This is a genomic window from Bradyrhizobium sp. P3_C3, from assembly GCF_056402655.1.
The window spans coordinates 25,413-50,461 of the sequence record NZ_JBFUGY010000034.1; the positions used below are offsets into that span (position 1 = coordinate 25,413).

The following is a 25,049-nucleotide window of genomic DNA, read 5'->3' on the forward strand; positions in this document are numbered from 1 at the left end:
TGAGAGATCGCCTTACAGCGCCACGCTGCGCAGGCCGAAACTCCGCGCTTCGTTCTGCAGCACCGGCCGCACCGCATCGACCAGCCTTGCAGCCGCTGCATCGACCGACAGCCCTGCCGTATCCACCACCGCCGTCGCGCGTGAATACAACGGTTCGCGGCTCAGCAGGATGTTGCGCAGCTCGGCCATTGCGGAGCGATCGTCCGCCATCGGCCGCAGGTCGCCCTGGCGGCGCACGCGGGCCATATGCTCCTCGGGCTCGGCCTTCAGCCAGATCGTGTAGAACGACGACAGAATCTGCTCGAAGGTCAACGGCTCCGACACGATGCCGCCGCCGGTCGCCAGCACCATCAACTCGTTGCGCGCGAGCAGCTGTTGCAGCGCTGCCTGCTCCATGCGGCGAAAGCCTTCCTGGCCGTAGAGCGCGATGATCTCGGCGACCGAGAGCCCGTTCTGCTGCTCGACCTCCTTGTTGAGCTCCACAAAACTCCAGCCGACCTTCTTCGCCAGCATCCGCCCCAGCGTCGATTTGCCGGCGCCGCGCAGGCCGATCAGCGCGATGCCGCAGAACGGTGCGCGCCGCGGCGCCGACGCGCTGCCGCCGGCGAGAACGTCCTTGGCCTGAGCGATTTGCGCCGGCGTCGCCTTGCGCAGGAGATCGCGAAACATCTGCCAGTCCGGCGTCGGGTCGGCCGAGGGAAGCAAATCTTCCAGATGCGCGCCCATCGCGTCCGAGACGCGGCGCAGCAGCACGATGGAGACGTTGCCCTTGCCGCTCTCGAGCTGCGCGATGTAGCGCTCCGAAATTCCTGATACCTTGGCGAGCACTTTTCGCGACATGCCGCGTAGCGCGCGCATGGTGCGCACGCGCTGTCCGAGCTGTTCGAGAAATCGGGATTCGGCGTCGGGACTGTCGGTCATGGACTGCAGATCATGGGCCTTCTTGAGAGGGTGTCCTGCGGCGCGTTTTGATGAAACATAATGCCTGCCAGCATTGACAGCAAGCCGCCGCGGTGTCTTTCTATGAATTATAATTCTAAATTCGGGGGAGAAGTCCGTGAGCGAGGGATCCTATAACGCGGTGACCTGGCTGCTCGACCGCAACGTCGAGGACGGCAGGGGAAGCAAGCTCGTCTTCGACGACACCGTCTCGCGGCTCACCTATGGCGAGCTCCAGCGCGAGACCCGGCGTGCCGCCAACATGTTGCGCCGGCTCGGGGTCCGCCGCGAGGAGCGCGTGGCGATGATCATGCTGGACACGGTCGATTTCCCGATCGTGTTCCTGGGCGCGATCCGCGCCGGCATCGTGCCGGTGCCGCTGAACACGCTGCTGACATCAGATCAATACGCCTACATCCTCGCCGATTGCCGCGCGCGGGTGCTGTTCGTCTCCGAAGCGCTCTATCCTGTTATCAAGGACGTCGTCGGCCGCATGCCGGATCTCGAGCACGTCGTGGTCTCCGGCGCCAAGATGAACGGCCACAGGCAGCTCGCGGAAGAGCTCGCCGGCGAGAGCGACCAGTTCACGACCGCCGCGACGCATCCCGACGAGCCGGCGTTCTGGCTCTATTCCTCCGGCTCGACCGGCATGCCCAAGGGCGTGCGCCATCTGCATTCGAACATGCAGGCGACCGCCGACACCTACGCAAAGCAGGTGCTCGGCATCCGCGAGAGCGACGTCTGCCTGTCTGCGGCAAAACTGTTCTTCGCCTATGGCCTCGGCAATGCGCTGACTTTTCCGATGTCGGTCGGCGCCACCGTGGTGCTGAACAGCGAGCGCCCGACGCYGGCGCGCATGTTCGACCTGATGAACAGGTACAATCCCTCGATCTTCTACGGCGTGCCGACGCTGTTCGCGGCGATGCTCAACGACGAGACGATGAAGGCCGAGCGCGGCGGCAAGTCGCTGCGCATCTGCACCTCGGCCGGCGAGGCGCTGCCGGAATCCGTCGGCAACAGCTGGAAATCGCGCTTGGGCGTCGACATCCTCGACGGCGTCGGCTCGACCGAGCTCTTGCACATCTTCCTGTCGAACGCGCCCGGCGACATCAAATACGGCTCGTCCGGCAAGCCGGTGCCGGGCTATGCGGTGCGGCTCGTCAACGAGGCCGGCCAGGATGTCGCCGACGGCGAGGTCGGCGAGCTGCTGGTTGATGCGCCCTCCGCCGGCGAGGGCTACTGGAACCAGCGCCACAAGAGCCGCCGCACCTTTGAAGGTCCGTGGACCCGCACCGGCGACAAATATGTCCGGGATGGCGAAGGCCGCTACACCTTCTGCGGCCGCGCCGACGACATGTTCAAGGTCTCAGGCATCTGGGTCTCGCCGTTCGAGGTCGAGAGCGCGCTGATCACGCATCCCGCCGTGCTGGAAGCCGCCGTCGTGCCGGAAGCCGATCCGGAAGGCCTGCTGAAGCCGAAGGCCTTCGTCGTGTTGCGTCCGGGCGCGGCGACGGCGGACTTGCAGGAGATGCTGAAAGAGCACGTCAAGCAGAAGATCGGCCCGTGGAAATATCCGCGCTGGATCGACGTGGTGGAGTCACTGCCGAAGACGGCGACGGGGAAGATCCAGCGGTTCAAATTGCGCGAGGGCGCAAACTAGCAATCGGTCGTCATGGCCGGGCTTGACCCGGCCATCCACGTGCATCCGCGATTGAGGAAAGGCGTGGATGCCCGGGTCAAGCCCGGGCATGACGACGGAGAAAGAAGAGCGAAGAAATGACCAACCTCACCCCCACCGGCTTCCTGACCATCGGCAGCGCCAGCCTCGAGTACAAATGGCTCGCCCCGCAGGACGCCGATGCACCCACCATCGTCATGCTGCACGAAGGCCTCGGCTCCGTCGGCCCGTGGGGCGACTTTCCGGAAAAACTGCAGCAAGCCAACGGCGCCGGCATCTTCGTCTATTCGCGCGCGGGCTACGGCCAGTCCAGCCCGGTCACGCTGCCGCGGCCGCTCGATTACATGCAGCGCGAGGCGCTGGATGTGCTGCCGAAAATCCTCGATGCGATTTCCTTCAAGCGCGGCCTCCTGCTCGGCCATTCCGATGGCGCCTCGATCGCGACGATCTATGCCGGCGCGCATCAGGATCACCGCTTGAACGGGCTCGTGCTGATGGCTCCGCATTTCATCGTCGAGGACATCTCGGTGAAATCCATCGCTGCGATCAAGACGACCTTCGAGACCACCGACCTCAAGGCGAAGCTGGCGCGCTGGCACAAGGATGTCGACAACGCCTTCTACGGCTGGAACCGCGCCTGGCTCGATCCGAAATTCCGCGACTGGGACATCTCGGAATACCTCGCCTACATCCGCGTTCCCATCCTGGTCGTGCAGGGCAAGGACGACCAATATGGGACACTGCGACAGGTCGAAATTGCGCAGGAAGAGTGTTATTGTCCGGTAGATTTGAAAATTATTTCAGACGCGGGACATTCCCCGCATCGTGAAGCGCCGGGGGCGACGCTTGACGCGATTGAGCAATTTGCAAAAGCGGCCCTGCGCGACGATCAGGGACTTCAGGGACGCGCCGCATGATCCTGCGGAGGCACATCCATGAATGTGCCTTCGGATGCGAGCGGCCCGTTGCCGTGGCCGCGATGGGCCTATGTGCCGGGCGAGACCGACGGGGTCGACGCGGATTACGAGACGCTTGATTTGGCCAAGGCGCTGGTGCCCTCGGCCTTCCGCGGCTACGTGCCGGCGCGCCATCCGGCGCTGCGCTACGGGCTCGCGCTCAACGACCGCGGCTATTTCTGGGAATCGCAGGAGGTGCTGGAGGCGGTCTGGGCCGCAGCCCCGCAAGGCGGCCGCGAGCGAATTCTTCTGCGCGCCTGCATTCACATCGCCAATGCCAATTTGCGACTGCGCATGCAGCGGCTGCATTCGGCCGCGCGCCTGTTCGGCGACGCGCAGGCAGAGTTGCGGGCGTTGAACTCGCGCAAGGCGGCCGCGGGTGGCGACGGCTTTGTCGAGAGCTTCCCCATTCCGGCGCTGACGGCTCTGCTCCAGGCCAAGCTGGGCCGTTCCGAACTCTCGAAGGCGGACTGGATCACCCTCGGCGCCATTGTGCGGTCTCAATAGGCCTCATGAAACAAAGTGCATGCGATGGCCGTTAAGGGCTAGACGCTTTCGAAAAGATGCACTATTGTGCATCTAACGCTACAGCCAAAACGCATAACCAAGCTCAAGGGTGGCCCATGGCCGGGGAAGATCGGCGCCTCGCAGGCGGCGCGACATTCATCGATTTCCAGACCGAACCGTCCCGCTACAAGCACTGGAAGCTCGCGGTCGATGGCGACGTCGCCACCCTGACCATGGACGTCGACGAGAACGGCGGCCTGTTCGAGGGCTATCTGCTCAAGCTCAACTCCTACGATCTCGGCGTCGACATCGAGCTGGCGGACGTCGTCCAGCGCCTGCGCTTCGAACACCCCGAGGTGAAGGTCGTGGTAATGCGCTCGGCCAAGAACCGCGTGTTCTGCGCCGGTGCCAACATCCGCATGCTTGCCGGCTCCACGCATGCCCACAAGGTGAACTTCTGCAAATTCACCAACGAGACCCGCAACGGTATGGAAGACTCTTCGGAGAATTCCGGCCAGCGCTTCATCACGGTGGTGAACGGCTCGGCCGCCGGCGGCGGCTATGAGCTGGCGCTCGCGACCGACCACATCATCCTCGCCGATGACGGCTCGTCGGCCGTTGCGCTGCCGGAAGTGCCGCTGCTCGCGGTGCTGCCGGGCACCGGCGGCCTCACCCGCGTCGTCGACAAGCGCAAGGTACGCCGCGACCACGCCGATTTCTTCTGCACCATCGAGGAAGGCGTGAAGGGCAAGCGTGCCGTGCAGTGGCGCCTCGTCGACGAGATCGCGCCGAACTCGAAGCTCGAGGCCAAGGTCGCCGAGCGCGCCAAGGAGTTTGCAGGCCAGTCGAAGCGCAAGGGCACCGGCAAAGGTATTGCGCTGACACCGCTCAGGCGCGTCATCGACGAGACCAGCATCCGCTACGGTTTTGTCAGCGTCGACATCGATCGCACGGCGCGCATCGCCACCATCTCGATCAAGGCGCCAGAGGCCGCGCCGCCGGCCGACATCGACGGCATGATGGCGCAGGGTCCTTCGTTCTGGCCGCTCCAGGTCGCGCGCGAGCTCGACGACGCCATCCTGCATCTGCGCATCAACGAGCTCGAGATTGCGATGCTCGTCTTCAAGAGCCATGGCGACCGCGCCCATGTGCTGTCATCCGACGCCTTCCTCGAAGCCAACAAGGCGCACTGGCTGGTCAACGAAATCAGGCACTACTGGAAGCGCGTGCTGAAGCGCATCGACGTCACCTCGCGCACGCTGGTGACGCTGGTCGAGCCCGGCTCCTGCTTTGCCGGCACGCTCGCCGAGCTCGTCTTCGCCGCAGACCGCTCCTACATGCTGATCGGCACGCGCCAGGGCGACAACCGTCCGCCGCCGTCGATCGAATTGTCGGCCATGAACTTCGGTCCGTATCCGATGAGCCACGGCCTGACCCGGCTGGAATCGCGCTTCCAGGCCGATCCGTCCGACATCGAGCGTGCGGAAGCCACCATGGGCACCGCGCTCGACGCCGAGCAGGCGGAAGAGCTCGGCCTCGTCACTTTCGCGCTCGACGACATCGACTGGGACGACGAGGTGCGTGTGTTTCTCGAGGAGCGCGCCAGCTTCTCGCCGGACAGCCTCACCGGCATGGAAGCCAGCCTGCGCTTCGTCGGCCCCGAGACGATGGAATCGAAGATCTTTTCGCGTCTGACCGCGTGGCAGAACTGGATCTTCCAGCGCCCGAACGCGGTCGGCGAGGAAGGCGCGCTGCGCCGCTACGGCAGCGGCCAGAAGCCGAAATTCGATATGACGAGAGTTTAGCGAGTAGGGAGTGGTGAATGGCGAATAGGGATTTCCATTCGCTACTCACCATTCGCCATTCGCAAGCTCACGGTTCGATGCCAATCGTTGAATGAATCAGTCCCCCACGGGAGGTCCACCATGAACATCATGAACGTCGACTACTCGACCAAGATTCCGAACAACGTGAATCTCGCCGAAGACCGCCAGGTGCTGAAGGCGCTGGAAGGCTGGCATCCCGGCTATATGGACTGGTGGAGCGACATGGGGCCGGAAGGCTTTCAGGAGTCGCTGGTGTATCTGCGCACCGCCTATTCCGTCGATCCGCGCGGCTGGGCCAAGTTCGATTATGTCCGCATGCCCGACTATCGCTGGGGCATCCTGCTTGCGCCGCAGGAGGAAAATCGCGTCGTTCCGTTCGGCGAGCATTTCGGCGAGCCTGCGTGGCAGGAAGTCCCGGGCGAGTATCGCGCCATGCTGCGCCGCCTGATCGTGATCCAGGGCGACACCGAGCCGGCTTCCGTCGAGCAGCAGCGCCACCTCGGCAAGACCGCGCCCTCGCTCTACGACATGCGCAATTTGTTCCAGGTCAATGTCGAGGAAGGCCGCCATCTCTGGGCGATGGTCTATCTGCTCCAGAAGTACTTTGGCCGCGACGGCCGCGAGGAAGCGGATGACTTGCTGCGCCGTCGCTCGGGCGATGCCGATGCGCCGCGCATGCTCGGTGCGTTCAACGAGGCGACGCCGGACTGGCTGTCCTTCTTCATGTTCACCTATTTCACCGACCGCGACGGCAAGATGCAGCTGCACTCGCTCGCGCAGTCGGGCTTCGATCCCTTGTCGCGCACCTGCCGTTTCATGCTGACGGAAGAAGCGCACCACATGTTCGTCGGCGAGACCGGCATCACCCGCGTCGTGCAGCGCACTTGTGACGCGATGTGTGAAGCCGGCATCACCGATCCCGCCGACATCGCAAAGGTTCGCGCGCTCGGCGTGATCGACCTGCCGACGATCCAGAAGAAGTTGAACCTGCACTACACGCTGTCGCTCGACCTGTTCGGCTCGGAGGTCTCGACCAACGCGGCCAACGCCTTCAACACCGGCATCAAGGGCCGCTATCACGAGACCCAGATCGACGACGATCACCAGCTCAAGAACGCCACCTATCCGGTGCTCAAGTTCATCAACGGCGAGATCAAGCTGGTCGACGAACCGGCGCTGACTGCGCTCAACATGCGCCTGCGCGACGATTACAGCCAGGACTGCGTCAAGGGCATGCTGCGCTGGAACAAGGTGATCTCGACCGCGGGCTATAACTTCCAGCTCAAACTGCCCAACGTCGCTTTCCATCGCCATATCGGCGAGTTCAAGGGCATCCATGCGACGCCGGATGGTCTTTTGATCGACGATGCCACCTGGGCCAGGCGTAAGGACGAATGGCTGCCCTCGACCGCCGATGGCGACTTCATCACCTCGCTGATGCAGCCCGTCACCGAGACCGGCAAGTTCGCATCCTGGATCTCGCCGCCGAAGGTCGGCATCGACAACAAGCCCGGCGATTTCGAGTACGTGAAGATCGAGTCGTAGGCGTTAGCAACCGACGCTCTTGCTATACAAATGGTGTCATCACCCGCGAAAGCGGGTGATCCAGTATTCCAGAGGCGGCTGTGCTTCAGCCGAGAAGCCGCGGCGTACTGGATGCCCCGCCTTCGCGGGGCATGACAGCGGAGTGTGCGGCGCGGCTTCTCCCTAAGCCGCCTACCCCGCGATCTCCAGCCCGGCATTGGCGTACACCACGCCACCATCCACCGCGATGGTGTTGCCGACCACGTAATCACCCGCGCGCGAGGCGAGATAGATCGCAACGCCGGCCATGTCCTCATCGGTTCCGATACGCCGCGCCGGAATGCGCTTTGCGACCTCGTCCGCATGGTCGCGCGCAGCGCGGTTCATGTCGGACTTGAACGCGCCCGGCGCGATCGCGGTGACGTTGATGTTGTCCTTGATCAGCTTCGTCGCCATGCGCCGCGTCAGATGGATCACGGCGGCCTTGCTGGCGGCGTAGGAATAGGTCTCGCTCGGATTGACGAAGATGCCGTCCACCGAGGCGATGTTGATCACCTTGGCCGGCCGCTCGTGCGAGGCCGCCGCGCGCAGCGGTTTTGCCAACGCCTTGGTCAGGAAGAACAGCGACTTGACGTTGAGGTCCATCACCTTGTCCCAGCCGCTCTCCGGGAATTCGTCGAACTCCGCGCCCCAGGCCGCACCCGCATTGTTGACGAGGATGTCGAGCTTCGGCTCCAGCTTGATGATCTCGGAGGCCAGCCTGTCGCAGCCTTCGATGGTCGAGATGTCGATCGGCAGCGCGATGCATTCGCCCTCATATTGGGCGGAGAGCTCTTTCGCCGTCGCCTCGCACGGCCCGGCCTTGCGCGCGGTGATGTAGACCTTCGCCGCGCCTTGCGCGAGGAAGCCCGCCGCGATCATCTTGCCGATGCCGCGCGACCCGCCGGTCACGAGCGCGACACGGCCTTTGAGCGAGAACAGATCGTTGAACATGGTGCCTCCCTTGGTTGACGCCGTTTTGAGCGCGGCGGAGAGGGGAGTCAAGGAAGGCGCGAGTGTGGCGCGGCTGTGGTCCAACTCACTCGGTGTCGTCCCGGCGAACGCCGGGACCCATAACCACAGGGAGTAGTTTGGCGACGACTCGTCGTTCKGTACTTCTACCAAATGTAATCGATGGATTCCGCGGTATGGGTCCCGGCGTTCGCCGGGACGACAGCGTGGCTACGCCGCCGCAATCCGGCGAAAGCCGTTCCACATCGCGGTCGCGGCGCCTGAGGTCAGCACCGGCAAAATTCGCGCGTCCTGGTAATTGCCGTTGAGCGAGACGCGTGGCAGCGCGGTCATGTGGCCGGCATTTTCTGCGAACAGCATGCCGGGCCGGGTCGTCACCGCGGTCTTGAAGCCGGCCGATGCAGCGAGTGCGAATTCGCGCTCGCCCGCCGCTTCGCGGTCGCCATAGGGGTAGGCGAAGTGCAGCACTGTACGGCCGAGCGCCTGCTCGATCCGCGCGCGGCTTACCGCCATCTCCTGTGCGGCGATCCCCTCGCTCTGCCTGGCGAGATTGCAATGGCTGATGGTGTGCGCGCCGATCGTGACCAGCGGATCTGCGGCAAATGCCTTCACCTCGTCCCAGGACAGGCACAGGCTGCGGCACAGTGCGGCCATGTCGACGTCGTATCTGGCGCAGAGCGCCTCGATCTCGCGCTTGAGATCATGTTCCCCCGGCAGCGCGCGCAGCCAATCGTGCAGGCGGTCGAACGCCATTTGTTTTGCGGCGGGGGTCGTTGCATCCAGCCGCAGCGCGGAATTGCCGATCTGGATGTCGATGTGTTCGGCCTTCGCGATCACGGTTTCCAGCGCGGTCCACCACAGGCGTCCGGTGCCCTCGGCAAATTCGCTCGCGACATAGACGGCCAAGGGCGCGTCAAATTCGCGCAGAACCGGCAGCGCGAATTCGAGATTGTCGCGGTAACCGTCGTCGAGGGTGAATGCGGCGAAGGGGCGGGTGAACCGGCCCTGCACCAGCCGCTCATGCAGCTCGTCCATGCTGACGATGTCGATCCCGCGCGAGCGCAAATGGCTCAGCGTGGCGCGCAGGAAATCGGGGGTGACTTCGAGGTGCCGGTTCGGCTGGAACGCCGCCTCGCGGGCCGGCCGCACATGGTGCAGCATGAAAATGGCGCCGACGCCCGACAAGAGCGGGCGCAACAGGTGGTGCGCCCCGCTGAAATAGAGTGCCCCCAGCCCGGCGCGGATGACGTTGTTTCGGAGTTGTTTCATGACCGGCTGGCGAACTCTGGCATTCCACTTTCAACTTACGGAAGAACCCTTGAAGAAAAAGTTATTCCAATTGTCGACGCATGGCCTTCGGAAGGGCATCATTTCCGGTTTGACAGCCCGCCAAGGGTTTGTTTTGTCTCCGGTTCCAGAGTTCGGGTCGTTGAATGCAGAAGCTTTTCAGGTGGGCCAGCAAATGGTGGCCAGGGCTGATCCCCCTGGCCGTCATGTGGGGATTTGCGGCCTGGAATAATACCTTGCCGGTCGAGGCGGACCTGTCCGCCCGCAGCTCGGCCGCGCTCAAGGAGACCGTTCTGGACAAGACCCGGATCGCGGTCGACGGGCGGGACGTCGGCCTGGCCGCGGACGCCTTTTCCGAGGAGGGGCGCCGCGATGCCGTGATGGCGGTCGAGCTCGTCCCGGGCGTGCGCCTGGTCGACGACCGGACCCGCCTTGTTCCCGAAGCAACGCCCTTCGTCTGGAATGCCGAGCGTGACGTGGTGCGGGTGACGCTGTCCGGCTCCGCGCCCCTGCCGTCGATGAAGGCGCGCCTGACCGAGGCCGCGCGCAAGGAGGTCAACGGGACCGAGGTCGCCGATCAGATGGGTCTCGCGCGCGGCGCGCCGCCGCGGTTCGAGGCGGCCGCGATGCTGCTGCTCGACCAGATCGGCAAGCTCAAGGACGGCAAGATCACGATCACCGACACCAAGGTCAATCTGTCGGGCATGGCGCGCGACCTCGGCGGCCGTGAGGCGATCGCGGCCGCGCTCAAGAACCTGCCGGAGGGCTTTTCGGTCGCCGCCAACGATGTCAAGGCGCCGCCCTACATCTTCCAGGCCTACAAGGACCCGGTCGCCGCGACCGTGACGCTGACGGGCTACGTGCCTGACAACAACGTGCACGCGGCCATTGCAACGAGTGCCTCGCGAAAGTTCTTCACCGAAAAGGTCGTCGACAATCTCAAGGCCAGCGTCGGCGCACCCGGCTCCTTCAATACTGCCGTGGTCGCAGCGCTCGGCGGGCTGTCGCGGCTGTCGACCGGTACGCTCGTGGTGTCCGATCGCGAGGTGAAGCTGTCGGGCGACGCGCTCTATGAAGGGGCCGCCAACGACATCCGCGCAGGCCTCGGCAAGGACTTCCCGAAGAACTGGCAGTACAAGCCGGAGATTACGGTGAAGCCTGCCGCGGGCCCGGTCGACGGCACGGTCTGCCAGCAATTGTTCACGGAGCTCCTGAACAAGGGCAAGATCCGCTTCGCAACGAAACGCGCCGACATCGACCCGGATTCCGCCGGCATTCTCGACCACCTGATCGAGACGGCGCTGCGCTGCCCCACGACCAATATCGAGGTGGCCGGGCACACCGATGCCGACGGTGAGGACTCCTTCAATCAGGCTCTCTCGGAGAAGCGCGCGCAGGCCGTGATCGACTATCTGGTCAAGGCCGGGCTGCCGGCCACCCGCTTCACTCCGGTCGGCTATGGCGCCACGCAACCCCTCGCCGGCAATGACACCGACGAGGGCAAGGCGCAGAACCGCCGCATCGAATTTCTGGTGAGGTGATGATGCCCTATCTCGTCTCGTTCCATCTGGGCTGGCTGATCGGCTCGCTGCTGCTGGGCTTTTGCATGGGCTGGATCTCGGTGGTCCAGCGCGGCAACGGTACCTCGAAGGTGACCGCGCGCTGGCTCGCCGTGCTTGCCGCCGCCCTGGTCGCAGCCTCCTTCGCGCATGTGGTGCCCGGCCGCTTCGGCTATTGGCTCGATCTCGGGCTGGTCATGTTCGCCTGCTACCTCGTCGGCTGCACCATCGGCGCCTGGCTGCGCGACAGGGTGGTCTCGCGGAGCCAGCCGGCGGCTTAGGTCTTCAGGTTCGCTCAGGGGCGGGCCTCTATCCAACATTGCGATAACGGCTTGATCGGCAAGCAAATTGCCGAACGATCGCAATGCGCTTGACATTAATACGTACGTACGTATTACTTTCCTTATGCCAAAGCCCTCACTCAAAGACGCCATCCTCGATGCCGGCCTGAAGGTCATGTTCAGGACCGGCTATCACGGCACCAGCGTGCGCGACGTCACCGCTGCGGCAGGCGCGCCGCAGGGGTCCTTCACCAACCATTTTCGTTCCAAAGAGATATTCGCCTCCGAGGTGCTCGGCCGCTACTTCGACACCACGAGGGGGCTGGTCGCGGAGGCGCTCGACGACACCTCGCTGACGCCGCGCGCGCGGCTGCGGCGCTATCTCGACATCATCACCGGCCGGCTCGAGGCCGACGGTTTTGGCCGTGGCTGCCTGATCGGTGACCTCAGCCTGGAGGCATCAGCCAGCAGCGAAATGCTGCGCGCGCGTCTCGCCGAAATCTTCGCGCAATGGCGCGCGCCGTTCGCCGCCTGCATCAGGGACGCCCAGACGTGCCGCGAGATCGCATCCGATTTCGAGCCCGAAGAGCTTGCCGATTTCCTGCTCGCGTCCTGGCAGGGCGCGATCCTGCGCATGAAGGTCGACCGCAATCCCAACGCCCTCGAACGTTTCAAGACCATCGCCTTTCAAACCGTCTTCAGGGAGCTGACATGAGCAAGCCAACTGAAATCGAGATTCTCAAAGCGTCCGTGCTGGGAAGCACGATGGCCTATCGCGAGGCGGGAGATCGCGATGCGCCCGCTGCCCTGTTCCTGCACGGCAACCCGACGTCGTCGCATATCTGGCGCAACATCCTGCCGCTTGTATCGCCGGTCACACATTGCATCGCGCCCGATCTCGTCGGCTTCGGCCAGTCCGGCAAGCCCGACATCGGCTATCGCTTCGTCGACCACGTCCGCTATCTCGATGCATTCATCGAACAGCGCGGCATCAAATCGGCCTATCTTGTCGCGCAGGACTGGGGCACCGCGCTCGCGTTCCATCTCGCCGCGCGCCGGCCGGATTTCGTACGCGGCCTTGCCTTCATGGAGTTCATCCGCCCGATGCCGACCTGGCAGGACTTTCACCACACCGAGGTCGCGGAGGAGCAGGACCACGCCGAGGCGGCGAGGGCGGCGTTCCGCAAATTCAGGACGCCGGGCGAGGGCGAAGCGATGATCCTCGAGGCGAACGCGTTCGTCGAACGCGTGCTGCCCGGTGGCATCGTTCGCAAGCTCGGCGAGGACGAGATGGCGCCTTACCGTGCGCCATTCCCAACGCCGGAGAGCCGCCGGCCCGTTCTCGCCTTCCCCCGCGAACTGCCGATCGCAGGCGAGCCCGCCGACGTCTACGAGACGCTCCAATCCGCGCATGCGGCGCTGGCTGCATCGTCCTATCCGAAGCTGTTGTTCTCGGGCACGCCCGGCGCGCTCGTCGCGCCCGAATTCGCCGAGCGGTTCGCAGCCTCGCTGAATCACTGCGCATTGGTGCGCCTCGGACCTGGGCTGCACTTTCTCCAGGAGGATCACCCCGAGGCGATCGGCCGCTCCGTCGCCGGCTGGATCGCCGGCATCGAAGCCGTGCGCCAGCAGCGCGCTGCCTGAAGGCGGGCGAGATGGCTGATGTGACCATCATCTATTGCCGTCCCTGCGGCTACGAGAAGCGCGCCAAGGACGCCGCTGCTGCGCTGCGGCAGCATCTGGCGCTGGAGGCGGCTCTCGTGCCCGCCAAGGGTGGGATCTTCCAGGTCAAGGTCGGCGACAGCATCGTCGCCAGCCGCAGCAAGGGCCACTTTCCCGGTACCGACGAAATCGTGGCCGCCGTCACTTCCGCGTGGCACTGATCCGGGGCGGATTCCGATCGCTTCCTGAGGCCGCCACCGTCGCCGCGGCCTTTCGGCCCACCTGAAATCCCTGAACAACAGCGCCGGCCACCCCCTCTTTCGCCAGGCGGGGGCGCCCCATAGATTGACGTCGGCTTAAGTCGTGACGGAACATTGTGCGGTCGAAATCATCAAAACTTCATGGCGCCTGCGCAGGATTGCCATGGAGATTCGCGTCAGTCTTGCCGCCGAAAGCGCCAATCCGTGCATCAGGAGCCCGCAACCCTGCCTAAAATATTGAAGGCACGAGTTTTTGTTCGAATTGCTGAATTCCACTCCGCTCCAAAACGCGCTAGTGGAAGGGCATGGGGCATGCGCGATGCCGGAGCCGGCGGCAAGGGTTCGTTGAATGCCTGTGCGTCGTCCGCCTGTCCGCCGGCCACCCCGGCCGCTGAAGCGTTGTTCGAGGTCTAGATGCTGGAAGCCATACGCAGGGCGATGACGTTTCTGCGCCAGAAGCAAGTCCTGCATAAGCTTGGAGTTGTGATCAGCGTCGCGGTCATCGGCATCGCTTGCTATGTGCTCTACCACATGCTGCGGGGCATCGACGTCAACGAGGTCCTCGAAGCGATCAAGAGCACCGAGCCGAGCCAGATCGCGATGGCGGCGCTGTTCGTGGCCGCGGGCTATTTCACCCTGACCTTCTACGATCTGTTCGCCGTGCGCGCGATCGGTCACGCCCATGTGCCCTACCGCATCAATGCGCTCGCCGCCTTCACCAGCTATTCGATCGGCCACAATGTCGGCGCCAGCGTCTTCACCGGCGGCGCGGTGCGCTACCGCATCTATTCGGCCTATGGCCTGAACGCGATCGACGTCGCAAAGATCTGCTTCCTCGCCGGCCTGACCTTCTGGCTCGGCAATGCCGCGGTGCTCGGCCTCGGCATCTCCTACCATCCGGAAGCCGCTGCCGCGATCGACCAGCTTCCGCCCTGGCTGAACCGGATGCTGGCGATGATGATCATCGCGGGGCTGGTCGCCTATGTGGTCTGGGTCTGGACCCAGCCGCGGGTGGTCGGCCGCGGGCCCTGGACCGTGGTGCTGCCGGGCGGCCCGCTGACGCTACTCCAGATCGCCATCGGCATCATCGATCTCGGCTTCTGTGCGCTCGCGATGTACGTGCTGGTCCCGGACGAGCCCAATCTCGGCTTCGTCGTGGTGGCGGTGATCTTCGTCTCGGCGACGCTGCTCGGTTTCGCCAGCCACTCGCCGGGAGGGCTCGGCGTGTTCGATGCCGCCATGCTGGTCGGCCTCTGGCAGATGGACCGCGAGGAACTGCTGGGTGGCATGCTCCTGTTCCGCGTCCTCTATTATCTCTCCCCCTTCGTCATATCTGTAATCTTGCTGACGTTTCGCGAGGTTATAATCGGCGCTCGATCGAAGCGCTTGCAGCAGGCGGCGCTCAAGCTCGACCCCGGCCCGGCGCGTGAAGCCGCCTATGTGAGAGAGCGCAGCGACACCGGCGCCTGACCGGCGCATCCCCTTAGGAGAAGCCCGCCCCGATGGCGATCGACGCCCCATCTTCTCCCTCCGCGCAGCCCTGGTCCGACCGGCTGCGGCACTCGACAGTCATCCTGATCGCCGCGGCGCTGGCGCTGTCGGTGGTGGTTTCGCTCGGCGAATTGTCGGTGATGCGGGCGGCCACGGTGTTCCTCTGCATCGCGGCCGCGGCGCTGATCCCCTGGCGGCTGCACGACAACGCCGCCTCGCGCGACGACACCCGCCGCGTCAACCCGGTCGAGAGCGCGGCGGTGGCCGCGGTCGTCGCCGGCATGCCGGATCCGGCGGTGCTGCTCGACCGCGCCGGGCGCGTCATCCATCTCAATGCCGCCGCCGCCCAGCTGGCGCCGGCACTGCGCAAGAACGAGCTCGCCCAGTTCGCGCTGCGCTCGCCGGAGATCATCACGGCGCTGCGGGAGTCGATCGCGACCACCGAGCCGCGGCGCACGACCTATCTCGACCATGTGCCGGTCGACCGCTGGATGGAGCTGACCATCACGCCGGTGCCGGTGCCGACCTCCTTCGGCGGCGCCGACAAATGCATGCTGATGACCTTCCACGACCAGACGCCGCTGCGCCGGGTCGAGGAGATGCGCGCAGACTTCGTCGCCAATGCCAGCCACGAGCTGCGGACGCCGCTCGCCGCGCTGTCGGGCTTCATCGATACGCTCCAGGGCCAGGCCAAGGACGATCCCAAGGCACGCGAGCGGTTCCTCGGCATCATGCACAACCAGGCGACCCGGATGGCGCGCCTGATCGACGATCTGCTCTCGCTCTCGCGGGTCGAGCTGTCGGCCCATGTGCGGCCCGACACCCTGGTCGACCTGTTGCCGATCATCTTCCAGGTCGCCGACGGGCTCGAGCCGCTGGCGCGGGAGCGCCAGGTCGAGGTCGAAACCCATTTGCCTGAGACCCCGGTGATGATCGCGGGCGACCGCGAGGAATTGCTCCGCCTGTTCGAGAACCTGATCGAGAACGCGCTCAAATACGGGGCGTCGGGCGGACGTGTCATCGTGTCGCTGGCCGCGGCGGCAGCCACTGATGGAACTCAGGAAATCCGGGTCATGGTCCGTGATTTCGGCCCCGGCATCGCGCCCGAGCACCTGCCGCGGCTGACCGAGCGGTTCTACCGGGTCGACGTCGGTGACAGCCGCTCGCAGGGCGGGACGGGGCTCGGATTATCGCTGGTGAAACATATTCTTAACCGCCATCGCGGCCGGCTTTTGATCGAGAGCGTGCCCAAGCAGGGCGCCGTTTTCACGGCCTGTTTTCCCCAGGCGAAGACCGCGGCTTCGACCTGATATTCAAGCGATTTCAATCGCTTGGCCGTGTCATCCAGCTGTCACGAAACCTTCGTAAAAGCACAGCCGACCGCTCCTAAAGGGGCGGCACGGGGAGCGCGATCGGGCGCGGATGGCGCTTCGCTCCCCTGTATGGAGACCACCATGAATTTCATCAAAACTATCGTCGCTGCCGGCTTGGTCGCCGCATCGGCGACGGCGGCGTTTGCTGCCGACATCACGGGTGCCGGTGCGACGTTCCCGTTCCCGATCTATTCCAAGTGGGCTGACGCCTACAAGAAGGAGACCGGCAACGGTCTGAACTACCAGTCGATCGGCTCCGGCGGCGGCATCAAGCAGATCCAGGCCAAGACCGTGACCTTCGGCGCCAGCGACGCGCCGCTCAAGGCCGAGCAGCTCGAGAAGGACGGCCTCGTCCAGTGGCCGATGGTGATGGGCGCCATCGTTCCGGTCGTCAACATCGAGGGCGTGAAGCCCGGCGAGCTGGTGTTCGACGGCGAGACCCTGGCCAGCATCTATCTCGGCAAGATCACCAAGTGGGATGACGCCGCGATCAAGAAGCTCAATCCGAACGTGAAGCTGCCGTCGGACGCGATCACCGTGGTCCGCCGCTCGGATGGTTCGGGCACGACCTTCAACTTCACCAACTATCTCGCCAAGGCCAGCGCGGACTGGAAGAGCAAGGTCGGTGAGGGCACCGCGGTCGAGTGGCCGGTCGGCGTCGGCGCCAAGGGCAACGAAGGCGTGTCGGGCAACATCAGCCAGACCAAGAACTCGATCGGCTACGTCGAGTACGCCTATGCCAAGCAGAACAAGCTGACCTACACCGGTCTCGTCAACAAGGCCGGCAAGCCGGTGCAGCCGACGGTCGAAGCCTTCCAGGCGGCCGCTTCCAATGCCGACTGGGCCAAGGCTCCCGGCTACTACGTCATCCTGACCGACCAGCCCGGCGACAAGTCCTGGCCGATCACGGCGGCGACCTTCATCCTCATGCACAAGGATGCCACCGACAAGGCAGCCTCGCAGGAAGCCATCAAGTTCTTCCGCTGGGCCTTCAAGAGCGGCGGCAAGGCGGCTGAAGAGCTCGACTACATCCCGATGCCGGACCCGGTCGTCCAACTGATCGAGAAGACCTGGGCTGCCGAGATCAAGAGCTAAGCGCTCTCGTCCCGGACTGGGCGCCGGGATCTCACAAGACCTCCGCTCCGGATTGGCCTCGCGCCGCATCCGGAGCGCAAGACCGACAACAAGCGTATATCAAACGGGCACAGGGGATCGGCGTGGCAGAGATGGCCGTTCAGAGCGATGTAATCGACGACGCCGGACCGTATGACCGCGCCAAGGCCTTGGGCGCCTTCAAGCTCGGCGACCTCACCTTCTACTGGATCACGCGGCTGTCCGCGATCTCGGTGCTGCTCATCCTCGGTGGCATCATCATCTCGCTGATCGTCGGCGCGTTCCCGGCGATGAAGGAATACGGCTTCGCCTTCCTGTGGACTCAGCGCTGGGCGCCGTCGGCAGATCCGCCCGTGCTCGGCGCGCTCGGCCCGATCTACGGCACGCTCATCACCTCCTTCATCGCGATGGCGATCGCCATTCCGGTCGGTCTCGGCATTGCGATCTTTCTGACTGAGCTCTGCCCGCAATGGGCGCGCCGCCCGATCGGCATGGCGATCGAGCTGCTCGCCGGCATTCCCTCGATCATCTACGGCATGTGGGGCTTCTTCGTGCTCGGCCCGTTCCTGGCCAACACGTTCCAGCCTTTCATGATCAAGATCTTCGACGGCATCCCCGTGCTGGGCGCGATCTTCGCAGGCCCGCCGTCCTATCTCAGCCTGTTCAACGCGGCGCTGATCCTCGCCATCATGGTGCTGCCCTTCATCACCTCGATCTCGGTCGACGTGTTCAAGACGGTGCCGCCGGTGCTCAAGGAAGCCGCCTACGGCGTCGGCTGCACCACCTGGGAAGTCGTGCGCAGCGTGGTGATCCCCTACACCCGCGTCGGCGTCATCGGCGGTGTCATGCTGGCGCTCGGCCGCGCGCTCGGCGAGACCATGGCGGTGACCTTCATCATCGGCAACTCGTTCCGCATCTCGTCGTCGATCTTCGCCCCGGGCACCACGATCTCGGCGGCGATCGCATCGGAGTTCGCCGAGAGCGACGGCCTGCACCAGTCCGGCCTGATCCTGCTCGGCCTGCTGCTGTTCGTGCTGACATTCTTCGTGCTCGCGGCTGCACGGTTGATGCTGATGCGTCTTGAAAAGAAGGCGGGGAAGTAACATGAACCCGATCTACGCACGCCGCCGCCGCATGGACATCGTCATCCGTGTGCTCTGCCTGGCTGCCGCTGCCTTCGGCGTCACATGGCTCGCGCTGATCCTGATAACGCTGCTCTACAACGGCATTGCCGGCCTGAACCTGGAGCTCTTCGTTGCGGACACGCCGCCTCCGGGCTCGACCGAGGGCGGCCTGCGCAACGCCATCGTGGGTTCGATCATCATGACCGTGCTCGGCGTCGGCATCGGCGCGCCGCTCGGTCTGTTCGCCGGCACCTATCTCGCCGAGTACGGCCGCAACGACCGCCTGACCTCGGTGATCCGCTTCATCAACGACATCCTCCTGTCGGCGCCCTCGATCATCATCGGCCTGTTCATCTATGGTGCGGTGGTGGTGCCGATGCGCGGCTTCTCGGCGATTGCCGGCTGCCTCGCGCTTGCGGTGATCGTCATCCCGGTGGTGCTGCGCACGACCGAGGACATGCTGCTGCTGGTGCCGAACGCACTGCGTGAGGCGGCCTCGGCGCTCGGCCTGCCGCGCTCGCTGGTGATCAAGCGCATCGCCTATCGCGCGGCGCGCTCGGGCCTCATCACCGGCGTGATGCTGGCCACCGCCCGCGTCGCCGGCGAGACCGCGCCGCTGCTCTTCACCGCGCTGTCGAACCAGTTCTTCAGCCTGGGTCTGAACAAGACGATGGCGAACCTGCCGGTCACCATCAACAATTTCGTGCAGAGCCCCTACGCCTACTGGAAGCAGCTCGCCTGGAGCGGCGCGCTGCTCATCACCCTGACCGTTCTTGCCCTGAATATTGGCGCGCGCATTCTGAGCGCCGAGAGGACCGCAAAATGAGTGATCTTTCCGTATCGATGAGCGCGGCCGGTGGTTTGCCCCAGGCGCCGGTGCTGCCCGAAGCTCCGGCCAAGGTGACGGTGCGCAACCTCAATTTCTATTACGGCGAGCACCACGCGCTGAAGAACATCAATCTGGCGCTCGGCACCAACCGCGTCACGGCGTTCATCGGCCCGTCTGGCTGCGGCAAGTCCACCCTGCTGCGCATCTTCAATCGGATGTACGACCTCTATCCGGGCCAGCGCGTCACCGGTCAGCTCATGCTCGACCAGACCAACGTCCTCGACCCCAAGCTGGACCTCAATTTGTTGCGCGCCCGCGTCGGCATGGTGTTCCAGAAGCCGACGCCGTTCCCGATGACGATCTACGAGAACATCGCCTTCGGCATCCGCCTTTACGAGAAGATCTCGAAGTCCGAGATGGACGACCGCGTCGAGAAGGCGCTGCGCGGCGGCGCGCTGTGGAACGAGGTCAAGGACAAGCTCAACGCCTCCGGCCTGTCGCTCTCCGGCGGCCAGCAGCAGCGCCTCTGCATCGCCCGCACGGTCGCGGTGCGGCCCGAGGTGATCTTGTTCGACGAACCCTGTTCGGCGCTCGACCCGATCTCGACCGCCAAGGTCGAGGAGCTGATCCAGGAGCTATCCGAGAACTACACGATCGCGATCGTCACCCACAACATGCAGCAGGCGGCGCGCGTCTCCGACAAGACCGCCTTCATGTATCTCGGCGAGCTGATCGAGTTCGACGACACCAGCAAGATCTTCACGTCGCCGACCGACCGGCGCACGCAGGATTACATCACCGGCCGGTTCGGCTGAGGAGACGGAACATGGGTTCTGAACATACCGCAAAGGCCTTCGACACCGACCTCCAGGAGCTCACGCGCCTGGTCGCTGAGATGGGCGGCATCGCCGAGCGCATGATCGTCGATTCCGTCGACGCGCTGATCCGCCGCGACGTCGCGCTCGGCCAGCGCGTCGTCACCATCGACGCCGAGCTCGACGCGCTTCAGAAGAAGATCGAGGAGCGCGCCGTTCTCACCATCGCGCGCCGCCAGCCGATGGCGGTGGATCTGCGCGAGATCGTCGGCGCCATGCGCGTCGCGACCGATCTCGAGCGGATCGGCGACCTCGCCAAGAACATGGGCAAGCGCGTCGCGGCGCTGGAGACGGATTTCCATCCGCTCAAGCTGTTCCGCGGTCTGGAGCACATGACCGACCTCGTGCAGCAACAGGTCAAGTCGGTGCTGGATGCCTATGCCGCGCACGATCTGCCGGCGGCGATGGCGGTGTGGAAGGGCGACGAGGAAGTCGACGCCATCTGCACCTCGCTGTTCCGCGAGCTCCTCACCTACATGATGGAGGATCCGCGCAACATCTCGTTCTGCATCCATCTGATGTTCTGCGCCAAGAACATCGAGCGCATCGGTGACCACGCCACCAACATCGCCGAGACCGTGTTCTACATGATCGAGGGCCAGGCGATCACCGACAAGCGGCCGAAGGGCGACATGACGACCTTCGCCACGACGGTCCCGAACACTTAAGGAGCGACGAACACCATGGGCGCACGCATTATGGTGGTTGAGGACGAGGAAGCTCTCACCGAGCTTCTCCGCTACAACCTCGAAGGCGACGGCTATGACGTCGAGACGGTGATGCGCGGCGACGATGCCGACACCCGCCTCAAGGAGCACATCCCCGATTTGATCGTGCTCGACTGGATGCTGCCGGGCCTCTCCGGCATCGAGCTGTGCCGGCGGCTGCGCACCCGGCCCGAGACCAAGCAGCTCCCGATCATCATGCTCACCGCGCGCGGCGAGGAGAGCGAGCGGGTGCGGGGCCTTGCGACCGGCGCCGACGACTACATCGTCAAGCCGTTCTCGGTGCCGGAGCTGCTGGCACGCGTGAAGGGCCTGCTCAGGCGCGCCAGCCCCGAGCGGCTCGCCACCGTGCTCGCCTATGGCGACATCGAGCTCGACCGCGACAAGCGTCGCGTGGCGCGTTCGGGTCGGCCGATCGATCTCGGCCCGACCGAATATCGCCTGCTGGAGTTCTTCCTGGAGCATCCCGGCCGCGTGTTCTCGCGCGAGCAGCTGCTCGACAGCGTCTGGGGCCGTGACATCTACATCGACGAGCGCACCGTCGACGTCCATATCGGCCGCCTGCGCAAGCTGCTCAATCTCGGCCGCGAGCAGGACCCGATCCGCACCGTCCGCGGCGCGGGCTACGCACTGGATGATCGCTTTGCGAAGGCGGAGCAGGCGTAAGCTCGGTGAGCTGCGGCCACACTCTCGGTGTCGTCCCGGACAAGCGTAAGCGCGGGTCCGGGACACCCACCGCGAGTGATTATTGTGCCAAAAGGTAACTCCGAGTCCCCGTAGCCACATCTTGCGGTGGTTAAGGGTCCCGGATCTGCGCGCGCTTGAGGCGCGCTTGTCCGGAACGACATCGGATTTGTTGAGCCGCCATCGTGTGACGGCTCCTTTCTGAGCTCAGAACGACTTCAGCGCGGACCCGGCTTCGCCGGTGCGCGCCGGCGATCGGCCGCGGGCTGATACGCCACGCGCGAGTGCTGGGCGCAGTAGGGCAGGCCGGAGAGCGCCTTGCCGCCGCAGAAGAAGAAATCCGGGCTCGAGGGATCGCCGACCGGCCAGTGGCAGGTGGCCTCGTTCAGCTCCAGCAGCGACAGCCGCTGGCTCATCGGCACGACGTTGTCGTAGGTGACCGGTTCGGCCTCGACCTCGACTTCGAAGGCCTGCGCCAGCGCGGTGTTGCCGCGCGCGATCGGGCGTGTCACCCGCATCATGTGCTGGGCGGGGCGCGCCTTGCGCGGCCGCGGCGCTGCCGACGAAGGGCTCTTGGCGCGGCCCGACAGGCCGAGCCGGTGCACTTTGCCAATCACGGCATTGCGGGTCACATTGCCGAGTTCAGCGGCGATCTGGCTGGCCGAAAGTCCGGCCTCCCAGAGCTTTTTCAGCTGCTCGACGCGATCATCCGACCAGGTCAAAACGGTCATTGCACCCTTTCCTTCGTCGGCGCCTGCCATCCTGGCGGCCGCACGGCGAATGCCTAAGCTTCGAAAAACCCGTGCCGCCAGAATCCCTTAAGGCTCGCCGGGCGCACCAGATGCGCCCGAACGCTTACGCCGGTACATGAGGACTTAGAGGATCAGAACTGCTGCACGAGATGTCGTATCTGACAAGCCAAACGCTACAATATGGCGTGACTCACGCGCAAGAGTCCGCCGACTCGCTTCCACATGTTCCGTGGCGGAAATACGCAAAATCGCCACCGCAAGACTACGGATTCTGCGTTTCGCGAGGCTTTCCGGGCGGCATTGACACCGGTTTCACCAGGCATAAGATAGTCAGGCGTGCCGCCCTTAAAAGGCGGCACGTTTCGTTTTCCGGGCCGGTCAATGGTGCGTTGCGCAATGCACGCTCACACCGTCCGCAACATTCAAGTGATCGTCATGACTAACAGCGCAGCGCCGCATTTGCTCCCCGTTTTCGCCAGGTCCGACCTCGGTTTCGAGCGCGGTGAAGGCTGCTGGCTGATTGCGACCAATGGCGATCGCTATCTCGATTTCACCTCGGGTGTGGCGGTGAATGCGCTCGGCCATGCTCATCCTGCGTTGGTCAAGGCGTTGCAAGAGCAGGCCACCAAACTCTGGCACATGTCGAACCTGTTCCAGAGCCCGGACGGCGAGAAGCTCGCCGCGCGTCTGTGCAACGAAAGCTTCGCGGACTTCGTGTTCTTCTGCAATTCCGGCGCCGAAGCGCTGGAAGGTGTGATCAAGCTGGTCCGCCATCATCACTTCTCCAAGGGTCATCCGGAACGTTACCGCATCATCACCTTCGAAGGCGCCTTCCACGGCCGCACGCTGGCAACGCTCGCCGCGACCGGTTCGGCAAAATATCTCGAAGGGTTCGGACCGCCGATGGACGGCTTCGACCAGGTCCCGCATGGCGATATCGAAGCCGTCAAGAAGGCGATCGGTCCGCAGACCGCCGGCATCCTGATCGAGCCGATCCAGGGCGAGGGCGGCGTGCGTTCGGCAACGCCCGCCTTCCTGAGGGCGTTGCGCCAGCTCTGCGACGAGAAGGGACTGCTGCTCGCGTTCGACGAGGTGCAGACCGGCATGGGCCGCACCGGCGATCTCTTCGCGCATCGCCGCACCGGCGTCACGCCTGACGTGATGTCGCTGGCCAAAGCGCTCGGTGGCGGCTTCCCGATCGGCGCGGTGCTGGCGACCGCGGACGCGGCTGCCGGCATGGGGCCCGGCTCGCACGGCTCGACCTTCGGCGGCAATCCGCTCGCGATCTCGGCTGCCAACGCCGTGCTCGACGTCATGCTCAAGCCCGGCTTCTTCGATCACGTGCAGAAGATGTCGCTGCTGCTCAAGCAGAAGCTCGCCTCCGTGATCGATCGTTATCCTGACATCGTCAGCGAAGTGCGCGGCGAAGGCCTTCTGATCGGCATCAAGGCCGTGGTGCCGTCAGGCGATCTCGGCGCGGCATTGCGCAACGAAAAATTGCTCACGGTCGGCGCCGGCGACAATGTCGTGCGCTTCCTGCCGCCCTTGATCGTCACCGAAGCCGAGATCGAGGACAGCGTCGGGCGGCTCGAGCGCGCCTGCGCCGCGATCTCGTCCAGTCAGACCAAGCGGGCGGCAAGCTGATGAGCAAGTCCCCGAAGCACTTTCTGGATATCAACGAGCTCCCGTTGTCGGAGCTCAAGAGCATGCTCGCGGCCTCCTCCGCCATGAAGGCGAAGCAGAAAGCGCACCAGCCGGTGAAGCCGCTGGAAGGCAAGACGCTGGCGATGATCTTCGAGCGTCCGTCCACCCGCACCCGCGTCTCGTTCGACGTCGCCATGCGCCAGCTCGGTGGCGAGCCGATCATGCTGACCGGCGCCGAGATGCAGCTCGGCCGCGGCGAGACCATCGCCGACACGGCGCGCGTGCTGTCGCGCTATGTCGACGCCATCATGATCCGCATCCTCAATCACGAGGCCCTGCTGGAGCTGGCGGAATATGCGACGGTGCCCGTCATCAACGGCCTGACACGGCGCTCGCACCCTTGCCAGGTGATGGCCGACCTCATGACCTACGAAGAGCATCGCGGCCCGATCGAGGGCAGGACGGTGGCCTGGACCGGCGACGACAACAACGTGCTGGCGTCCTGGGCGCATGCCGCCGAGCGTTTCAAGTTCAAGCTCAATGTCGCGACGCCGCCGGAGCTTGCGCCCAAAAAGGTGATGCGCGACTTCATCAAGGCCACCGGCGCGCCGATCGTGCTCGGCACCGATCCCGAAGCCGCCGTGAAGGGGGCCGACTGCGTCGTCACCGACACCTGGGTGTCGATGGGCGACAAGGAAGGCGAGCACCGTCACAACGTGCTCAAGCCCTATCAGGTCAATTCGAAGCTGATGTCGCTGGCCAAGCCCGATGCGCTGTTCATGCATTGCCTGCCCGCCCATCGCGGCGAGGAGGTCACCGACGAAGTGATCGACGGCCCGCAATCGGTCGTGTTCGACGAGGCCGAAAACCGCCTGCATGCGCAGAAGGGCATTCTGGCCTGGTGCTTTGACGCGGTGAAGTAATCTCACTTGTAGCCCGGATGGAGCGC

At 64.7% G+C, this 25,049-nt stretch carries 24 protein-coding genes; 20 read left to right on the forward strand and 4 right to left on the reverse strand.

Features of this window, described 5'->3' with window-relative positions; translation table 11 throughout:
• Positions 1 to 12: 12 nt before the first annotated feature.
• Positions 13 to 1,035, reverse strand: a complete 1,023-nt coding sequence (locus tag AC1DW2_RS31315; RefSeq protein WP_477007921.1) for a helix-turn-helix transcriptional regulator — start codon at positions 1,033 to 1,035, stop codon at positions 13 to 15.
• 22 nt (positions 1,036 to 1,057) lie between these two features.
• On the opposite strand from AC1DW2_RS31315, the gene AC1DW2_RS31320 reads away from it, so the two are divergent.
• From AC1DW2_RS31320 to boxB, 5 genes are all read left to right on the forward strand, one after another.
• Entirely contained in the window at positions 1,058 to 2,599 is a 1,542-nt protein-coding gene (locus tag AC1DW2_RS31320) for a benzoate-CoA ligase family protein (protein WP_477007886.1), read from the forward strand.
• A gap of 116 nt (positions 2,600 to 2,715) precedes the next feature.
• Positions 2,716 to 3,534, forward strand: coding sequence for an alpha/beta fold hydrolase (locus AC1DW2_RS31325; protein WP_477007887.1), 819 nt, complete (start codon positions 2,716 to 2,718; stop codon positions 3,532 to 3,534).
• An 18-nt stretch (positions 3,535 to 3,552) separates the two neighbouring features.
• The gene (locus AC1DW2_RS31330) at positions 3,553 to 4,080 is read left to right on the forward strand and encodes a DUF309 domain-containing protein (RefSeq protein ID WP_477007888.1); all 528 of its coding nucleotides are present in this window, start codon (positions 3,553 to 3,555) and stop codon (positions 4,078 to 4,080) included.
• A 116-nt stretch (positions 4,081 to 4,196) separates the two neighbouring features.
• On the forward strand, positions 4,197 to 5,885 hold the full coding sequence (boxC, locus tag AC1DW2_RS31335; RefSeq protein ID WP_477007889.1) for a 2,3-epoxybenzoyl-CoA dihydrolase: 1,689 nt from the start codon (positions 4,197 to 4,199) through the stop codon (positions 5,883 to 5,885).
• 129 nt (positions 5,886 to 6,014) lie between these two features.
• Positions 6,015 to 7,451, forward strand: coding sequence for a benzoyl-CoA 2,3-epoxidase subunit BoxB (gene boxB, locus AC1DW2_RS31340; RefSeq protein WP_477007922.1), 1,437 nt, complete (start codon positions 6,015 to 6,017; stop codon positions 7,449 to 7,451).
• Positions 7,452 to 7,622: 171 nt separating this feature from the next.
• Here the strand turns inward: boxB and AC1DW2_RS31345 are convergent, their stop codons facing one another.
• Positions 7,623 to 8,423, reverse strand: coding sequence for an SDR family oxidoreductase (locus AC1DW2_RS31345; RefSeq protein WP_085399610.1), 801 nt, complete (start codon positions 8,421 to 8,423; stop codon positions 7,623 to 7,625).
• A gap of 228 nt (positions 8,424 to 8,651) precedes the next feature.
• Positions 8,652 to 9,710: a polysaccharide deacetylase family protein gene (locus AC1DW2_RS31350; protein WP_085399611.1), complete on the reverse strand. Its 1,059-nt coding sequence runs from the start codon at positions 9,708 to 9,710 to the stop codon at positions 8,652 to 8,654.
• A 164-nt stretch (positions 9,711 to 9,874) separates the two neighbouring features.
• On the opposite strand from AC1DW2_RS31350, the gene AC1DW2_RS31355 reads away from it, so the two are divergent.
• The 13 genes from AC1DW2_RS31355 to phoB all read left to right on the forward strand — a co-directional run bounded on the left by AC1DW2_RS31355 (position 9,875) and on the right by phoB (position 21,686).
• Positions 9,875 to 11,269 (forward strand): OmpA family protein, encoded by a 1,395-nt coding sequence (locus tag AC1DW2_RS31355; RefSeq protein ID WP_063979887.1) that lies wholly within the window; start codon positions 9,875 to 9,877, stop codon positions 11,267 to 11,269.
• 2 nt (positions 11,270 to 11,271) lie between these two features.
• Positions 11,272 to 11,568: a hypothetical protein gene (locus AC1DW2_RS31360; protein WP_063979886.1), complete on the forward strand. Its 297-nt coding sequence runs from the start codon at positions 11,272 to 11,274 to the stop codon at positions 11,566 to 11,568.
• A gap of 124 nt (positions 11,569 to 11,692) precedes the next feature.
• The gene (locus AC1DW2_RS31365; RefSeq protein WP_477007890.1) at positions 11,693 to 12,283 is read left to right on the forward strand and encodes a TetR/AcrR family transcriptional regulator; all 591 of its coding nucleotides are present in this window, start codon (positions 11,693 to 11,695) and stop codon (positions 12,281 to 12,283) included.
• On the forward strand, positions 12,280 to 13,212 hold the full coding sequence (locus AC1DW2_RS31370) for a haloalkane dehalogenase (protein ID WP_477007891.1): 933 nt from the start codon (positions 12,280 to 12,282) through the stop codon (positions 13,210 to 13,212). Before AC1DW2_RS31365 ends, AC1DW2_RS31370 begins: the two co-directional genes overlap by 4 nt.
• Positions 13,213 to 13,223: 11 nt before the next feature.
• Positions 13,224 to 13,451: an Rdx family protein gene (locus AC1DW2_RS31375; protein WP_354118930.1), complete on the forward strand. Its 228-nt coding sequence runs from the start codon at positions 13,224 to 13,226 to the stop codon at positions 13,449 to 13,451.
• 453 nt (positions 13,452 to 13,904) lie between these two features.
• Positions 13,905 to 14,960 carry a putative bifunctional lysylphosphatidylglycerol flippase/synthetase gene (locus AC1DW2_RS31380; protein WP_063979882.1) on the forward strand — a complete coding sequence of 352 codons (1,056 nt, stop codon included), beginning with the start codon at positions 13,905 to 13,907 and terminating at the stop codon, positions 14,958 to 14,960.
• 32 nt (positions 14,961 to 14,992) lie between these two features.
• Positions 14,993 to 16,291 carry an ATP-binding protein gene (locus AC1DW2_RS31385; protein ID WP_085399616.1) on the forward strand — a complete coding sequence of 433 codons (1,299 nt, stop codon included), beginning with the start codon at positions 14,993 to 14,995 and terminating at the stop codon, positions 16,289 to 16,291.
• 144 nt (positions 16,292 to 16,435) lie between these two features.
• On the forward strand, positions 16,436 to 17,449 hold the full coding sequence (gene pstS / locus AC1DW2_RS31390; RefSeq protein ID WP_063985930.1) for a phosphate ABC transporter substrate-binding protein PstS: 1,014 nt from the start codon (positions 16,436 to 16,438) through the stop codon (positions 17,447 to 17,449).
• Positions 17,450 to 17,580: 131 nt separating this feature from the next.
• On the forward strand, positions 17,581 to 18,570 hold the full coding sequence (gene pstC / locus AC1DW2_RS31395) for a phosphate ABC transporter permease subunit PstC (RefSeq protein WP_085399617.1): 990 nt from the start codon (positions 17,581 to 17,583) through the stop codon (positions 18,568 to 18,570).
• Between the two features lies 1 nt (position 18,571).
• On the forward strand, positions 18,572 to 19,417 hold the full coding sequence (gene pstA / locus AC1DW2_RS31400; RefSeq protein WP_477007892.1) for a phosphate ABC transporter permease PstA: 846 nt from the start codon (positions 18,572 to 18,574) through the stop codon (positions 19,415 to 19,417).
• Positions 19,414 to 20,235 (forward strand): phosphate ABC transporter ATP-binding protein PstB, encoded by an 822-nt coding sequence (gene pstB / locus AC1DW2_RS31405; protein ID WP_063979878.1) that lies wholly within the window; start codon positions 19,414 to 19,416, stop codon positions 20,233 to 20,235. The genes pstA and pstB overlap by 4 nt, the downstream gene beginning before the upstream one ends.
• Positions 20,236 to 20,246: 11 nt before the next feature.
• On the forward strand, positions 20,247 to 20,963 hold the full coding sequence (gene phoU, locus AC1DW2_RS31410) for a phosphate signaling complex protein PhoU (protein ID WP_028155152.1): 717 nt from the start codon (positions 20,247 to 20,249) through the stop codon (positions 20,961 to 20,963).
• Between the two features lie 15 nt (positions 20,964 to 20,978).
• A complete protein-coding gene (phoB, locus tag AC1DW2_RS31415; protein ID WP_014491300.1) occupies positions 20,979 to 21,686 on the forward strand; it encodes a phosphate regulon transcriptional regulator PhoB in 708 nt (235 codons plus the stop codon).
• Between the two features lie 236 nt (positions 21,687 to 21,922).
• On the opposite strand, the gene AC1DW2_RS31420 is transcribed toward phoB, so the two are convergent.
• The gene (locus AC1DW2_RS31420; protein ID WP_014491301.1) at positions 21,923 to 22,435 is read right to left on the reverse strand and encodes a GcrA family cell cycle regulator; all 513 of its coding nucleotides are present in this window, start codon (positions 22,433 to 22,435) and stop codon (positions 21,923 to 21,925) included.
• Between the two features lie 456 nt (positions 22,436 to 22,891).
• On the opposite strand from AC1DW2_RS31420, the gene AC1DW2_RS31425 reads away from it, so the two are divergent.
• The gene (locus tag AC1DW2_RS31425) at positions 22,892 to 24,100 is read left to right on the forward strand and encodes an aspartate aminotransferase family protein (protein ID WP_212095151.1); all 1,209 of its coding nucleotides are present in this window, start codon (positions 22,892 to 22,894) and stop codon (positions 24,098 to 24,100) included.
• A complete protein-coding gene (argF, locus tag AC1DW2_RS31430) occupies positions 24,100 to 25,023 on the forward strand; it encodes an ornithine carbamoyltransferase (RefSeq protein ID WP_014491303.1) in 924 nt (307 codons plus the stop codon). Before AC1DW2_RS31425 ends, argF begins: the two co-directional genes overlap by 1 nt.
• Positions 25,024 to 25,049: the final 26 nt, after the last annotated feature.

Bases quoted from the DNA above. Each gene is read 5' to 3' on its own strand.
- AC1DW2_RS31325 (WP_477007887.1), top strand. From the start codon at position 2,716: ATGACCAACCTCACCCCCACCGGCTTCCTGACCATCGGCAGCGCCAGC.
- AC1DW2_RS31330 (WP_477007888.1), top strand. From the start codon at position 3,553: ATGAATGTGCCTTCGGATGCGAGCGGCCCGTTGCCGTGGCCGCGATGG.
- boxC (WP_477007889.1), top strand. From the start codon at position 4,197: ATGGCCGGGGAAGATCGGCGCCTCGCAGGCGGCGCGACATTCATCGAT.
- boxB (WP_477007922.1), top strand. From the start codon at position 6,015: ATGAACGTCGACTACTCGACCAAGATTCCGAACAACGTGAATCTCGCC.
- AC1DW2_RS31345 (WP_085399610.1), bottom strand. From the start codon at position 8,423: ATGTTCAACGATCTGTTCTCGCTCAAAGGCCGTGTCGCGCTCGTGACC.
- AC1DW2_RS31350 (WP_085399611.1), bottom strand. From the start codon at position 9,710: ATGAAACAACTCCGAAACAACGTCATCCGCGCCGGGCTGGGGGCACTC.
- AC1DW2_RS31355 (WP_063979887.1), top strand. From the start codon at position 9,875: ATGCAGAAGCTTTTCAGGTGGGCCAGCAAATGGTGGCCAGGGCTGATC.
- AC1DW2_RS31360 (WP_063979886.1), top strand. From the start codon at position 11,272: ATGCCCTATCTCGTCTCGTTCCATCTGGGCTGGCTGATCGGCTCGCTG.
- AC1DW2_RS31365 (WP_477007890.1), top strand. From the start codon at position 11,693: ATGCCAAAGCCCTCACTCAAAGACGCCATCCTCGATGCCGGCCTGAAG.
- AC1DW2_RS31370 (WP_477007891.1), top strand. From the start codon at position 12,280: ATGAGCAAGCCAACTGAAATCGAGATTCTCAAAGCGTCCGTGCTGGGA.
- AC1DW2_RS31375 (WP_354118930.1), top strand. From the start codon at position 13,224: ATGGCTGATGTGACCATCATCTATTGCCGTCCCTGCGGCTACGAGAAG.
- AC1DW2_RS31380 (WP_063979882.1), top strand. From the start codon at position 13,905: ATGCTGGAAGCCATACGCAGGGCGATGACGTTTCTGCGCCAGAAGCAA.
- AC1DW2_RS31385 (WP_085399616.1), top strand. From the start codon at position 14,993: ATGGCGATCGACGCCCCATCTTCTCCCTCCGCGCAGCCCTGGTCCGAC.
- pstS (WP_063985930.1), top strand. From the start codon at position 16,436: ATGAATTTCATCAAAACTATCGTCGCTGCCGGCTTGGTCGCCGCATCG.
- pstC (WP_085399617.1), top strand. From the start codon at position 17,581: ATGGCCGTTCAGAGCGATGTAATCGACGACGCCGGACCGTATGACCGC.
- pstA (WP_477007892.1), top strand. From the start codon at position 18,572: ATGAACCCGATCTACGCACGCCGCCGCCGCATGGACATCGTCATCCGT.
- pstB (WP_063979878.1), top strand. From the start codon at position 19,414: ATGAGTGATCTTTCCGTATCGATGAGCGCGGCCGGTGGTTTGCCCCAG.
- phoU (WP_028155152.1), top strand. From the start codon at position 20,247: ATGGGTTCTGAACATACCGCAAAGGCCTTCGACACCGACCTCCAGGAG.
- phoB (WP_014491300.1), top strand. From the start codon at position 20,979: ATGGGCGCACGCATTATGGTGGTTGAGGACGAGGAAGCTCTCACCGAG.
- AC1DW2_RS31420 (WP_014491301.1), bottom strand. From the start codon at position 22,435: ATGACCGTTTTGACCTGGTCGGATGATCGCGTCGAGCAGCTGAAAAAG.
- AC1DW2_RS31425 (WP_212095151.1), top strand. From the start codon at position 22,892: ATGACTAACAGCGCAGCGCCGCATTTGCTCCCCGTTTTCGCCAGGTCC.
- argF (WP_014491303.1), top strand. From the start codon at position 24,100: ATGAGCAAGTCCCCGAAGCACTTTCTGGATATCAACGAGCTCCCGTTG.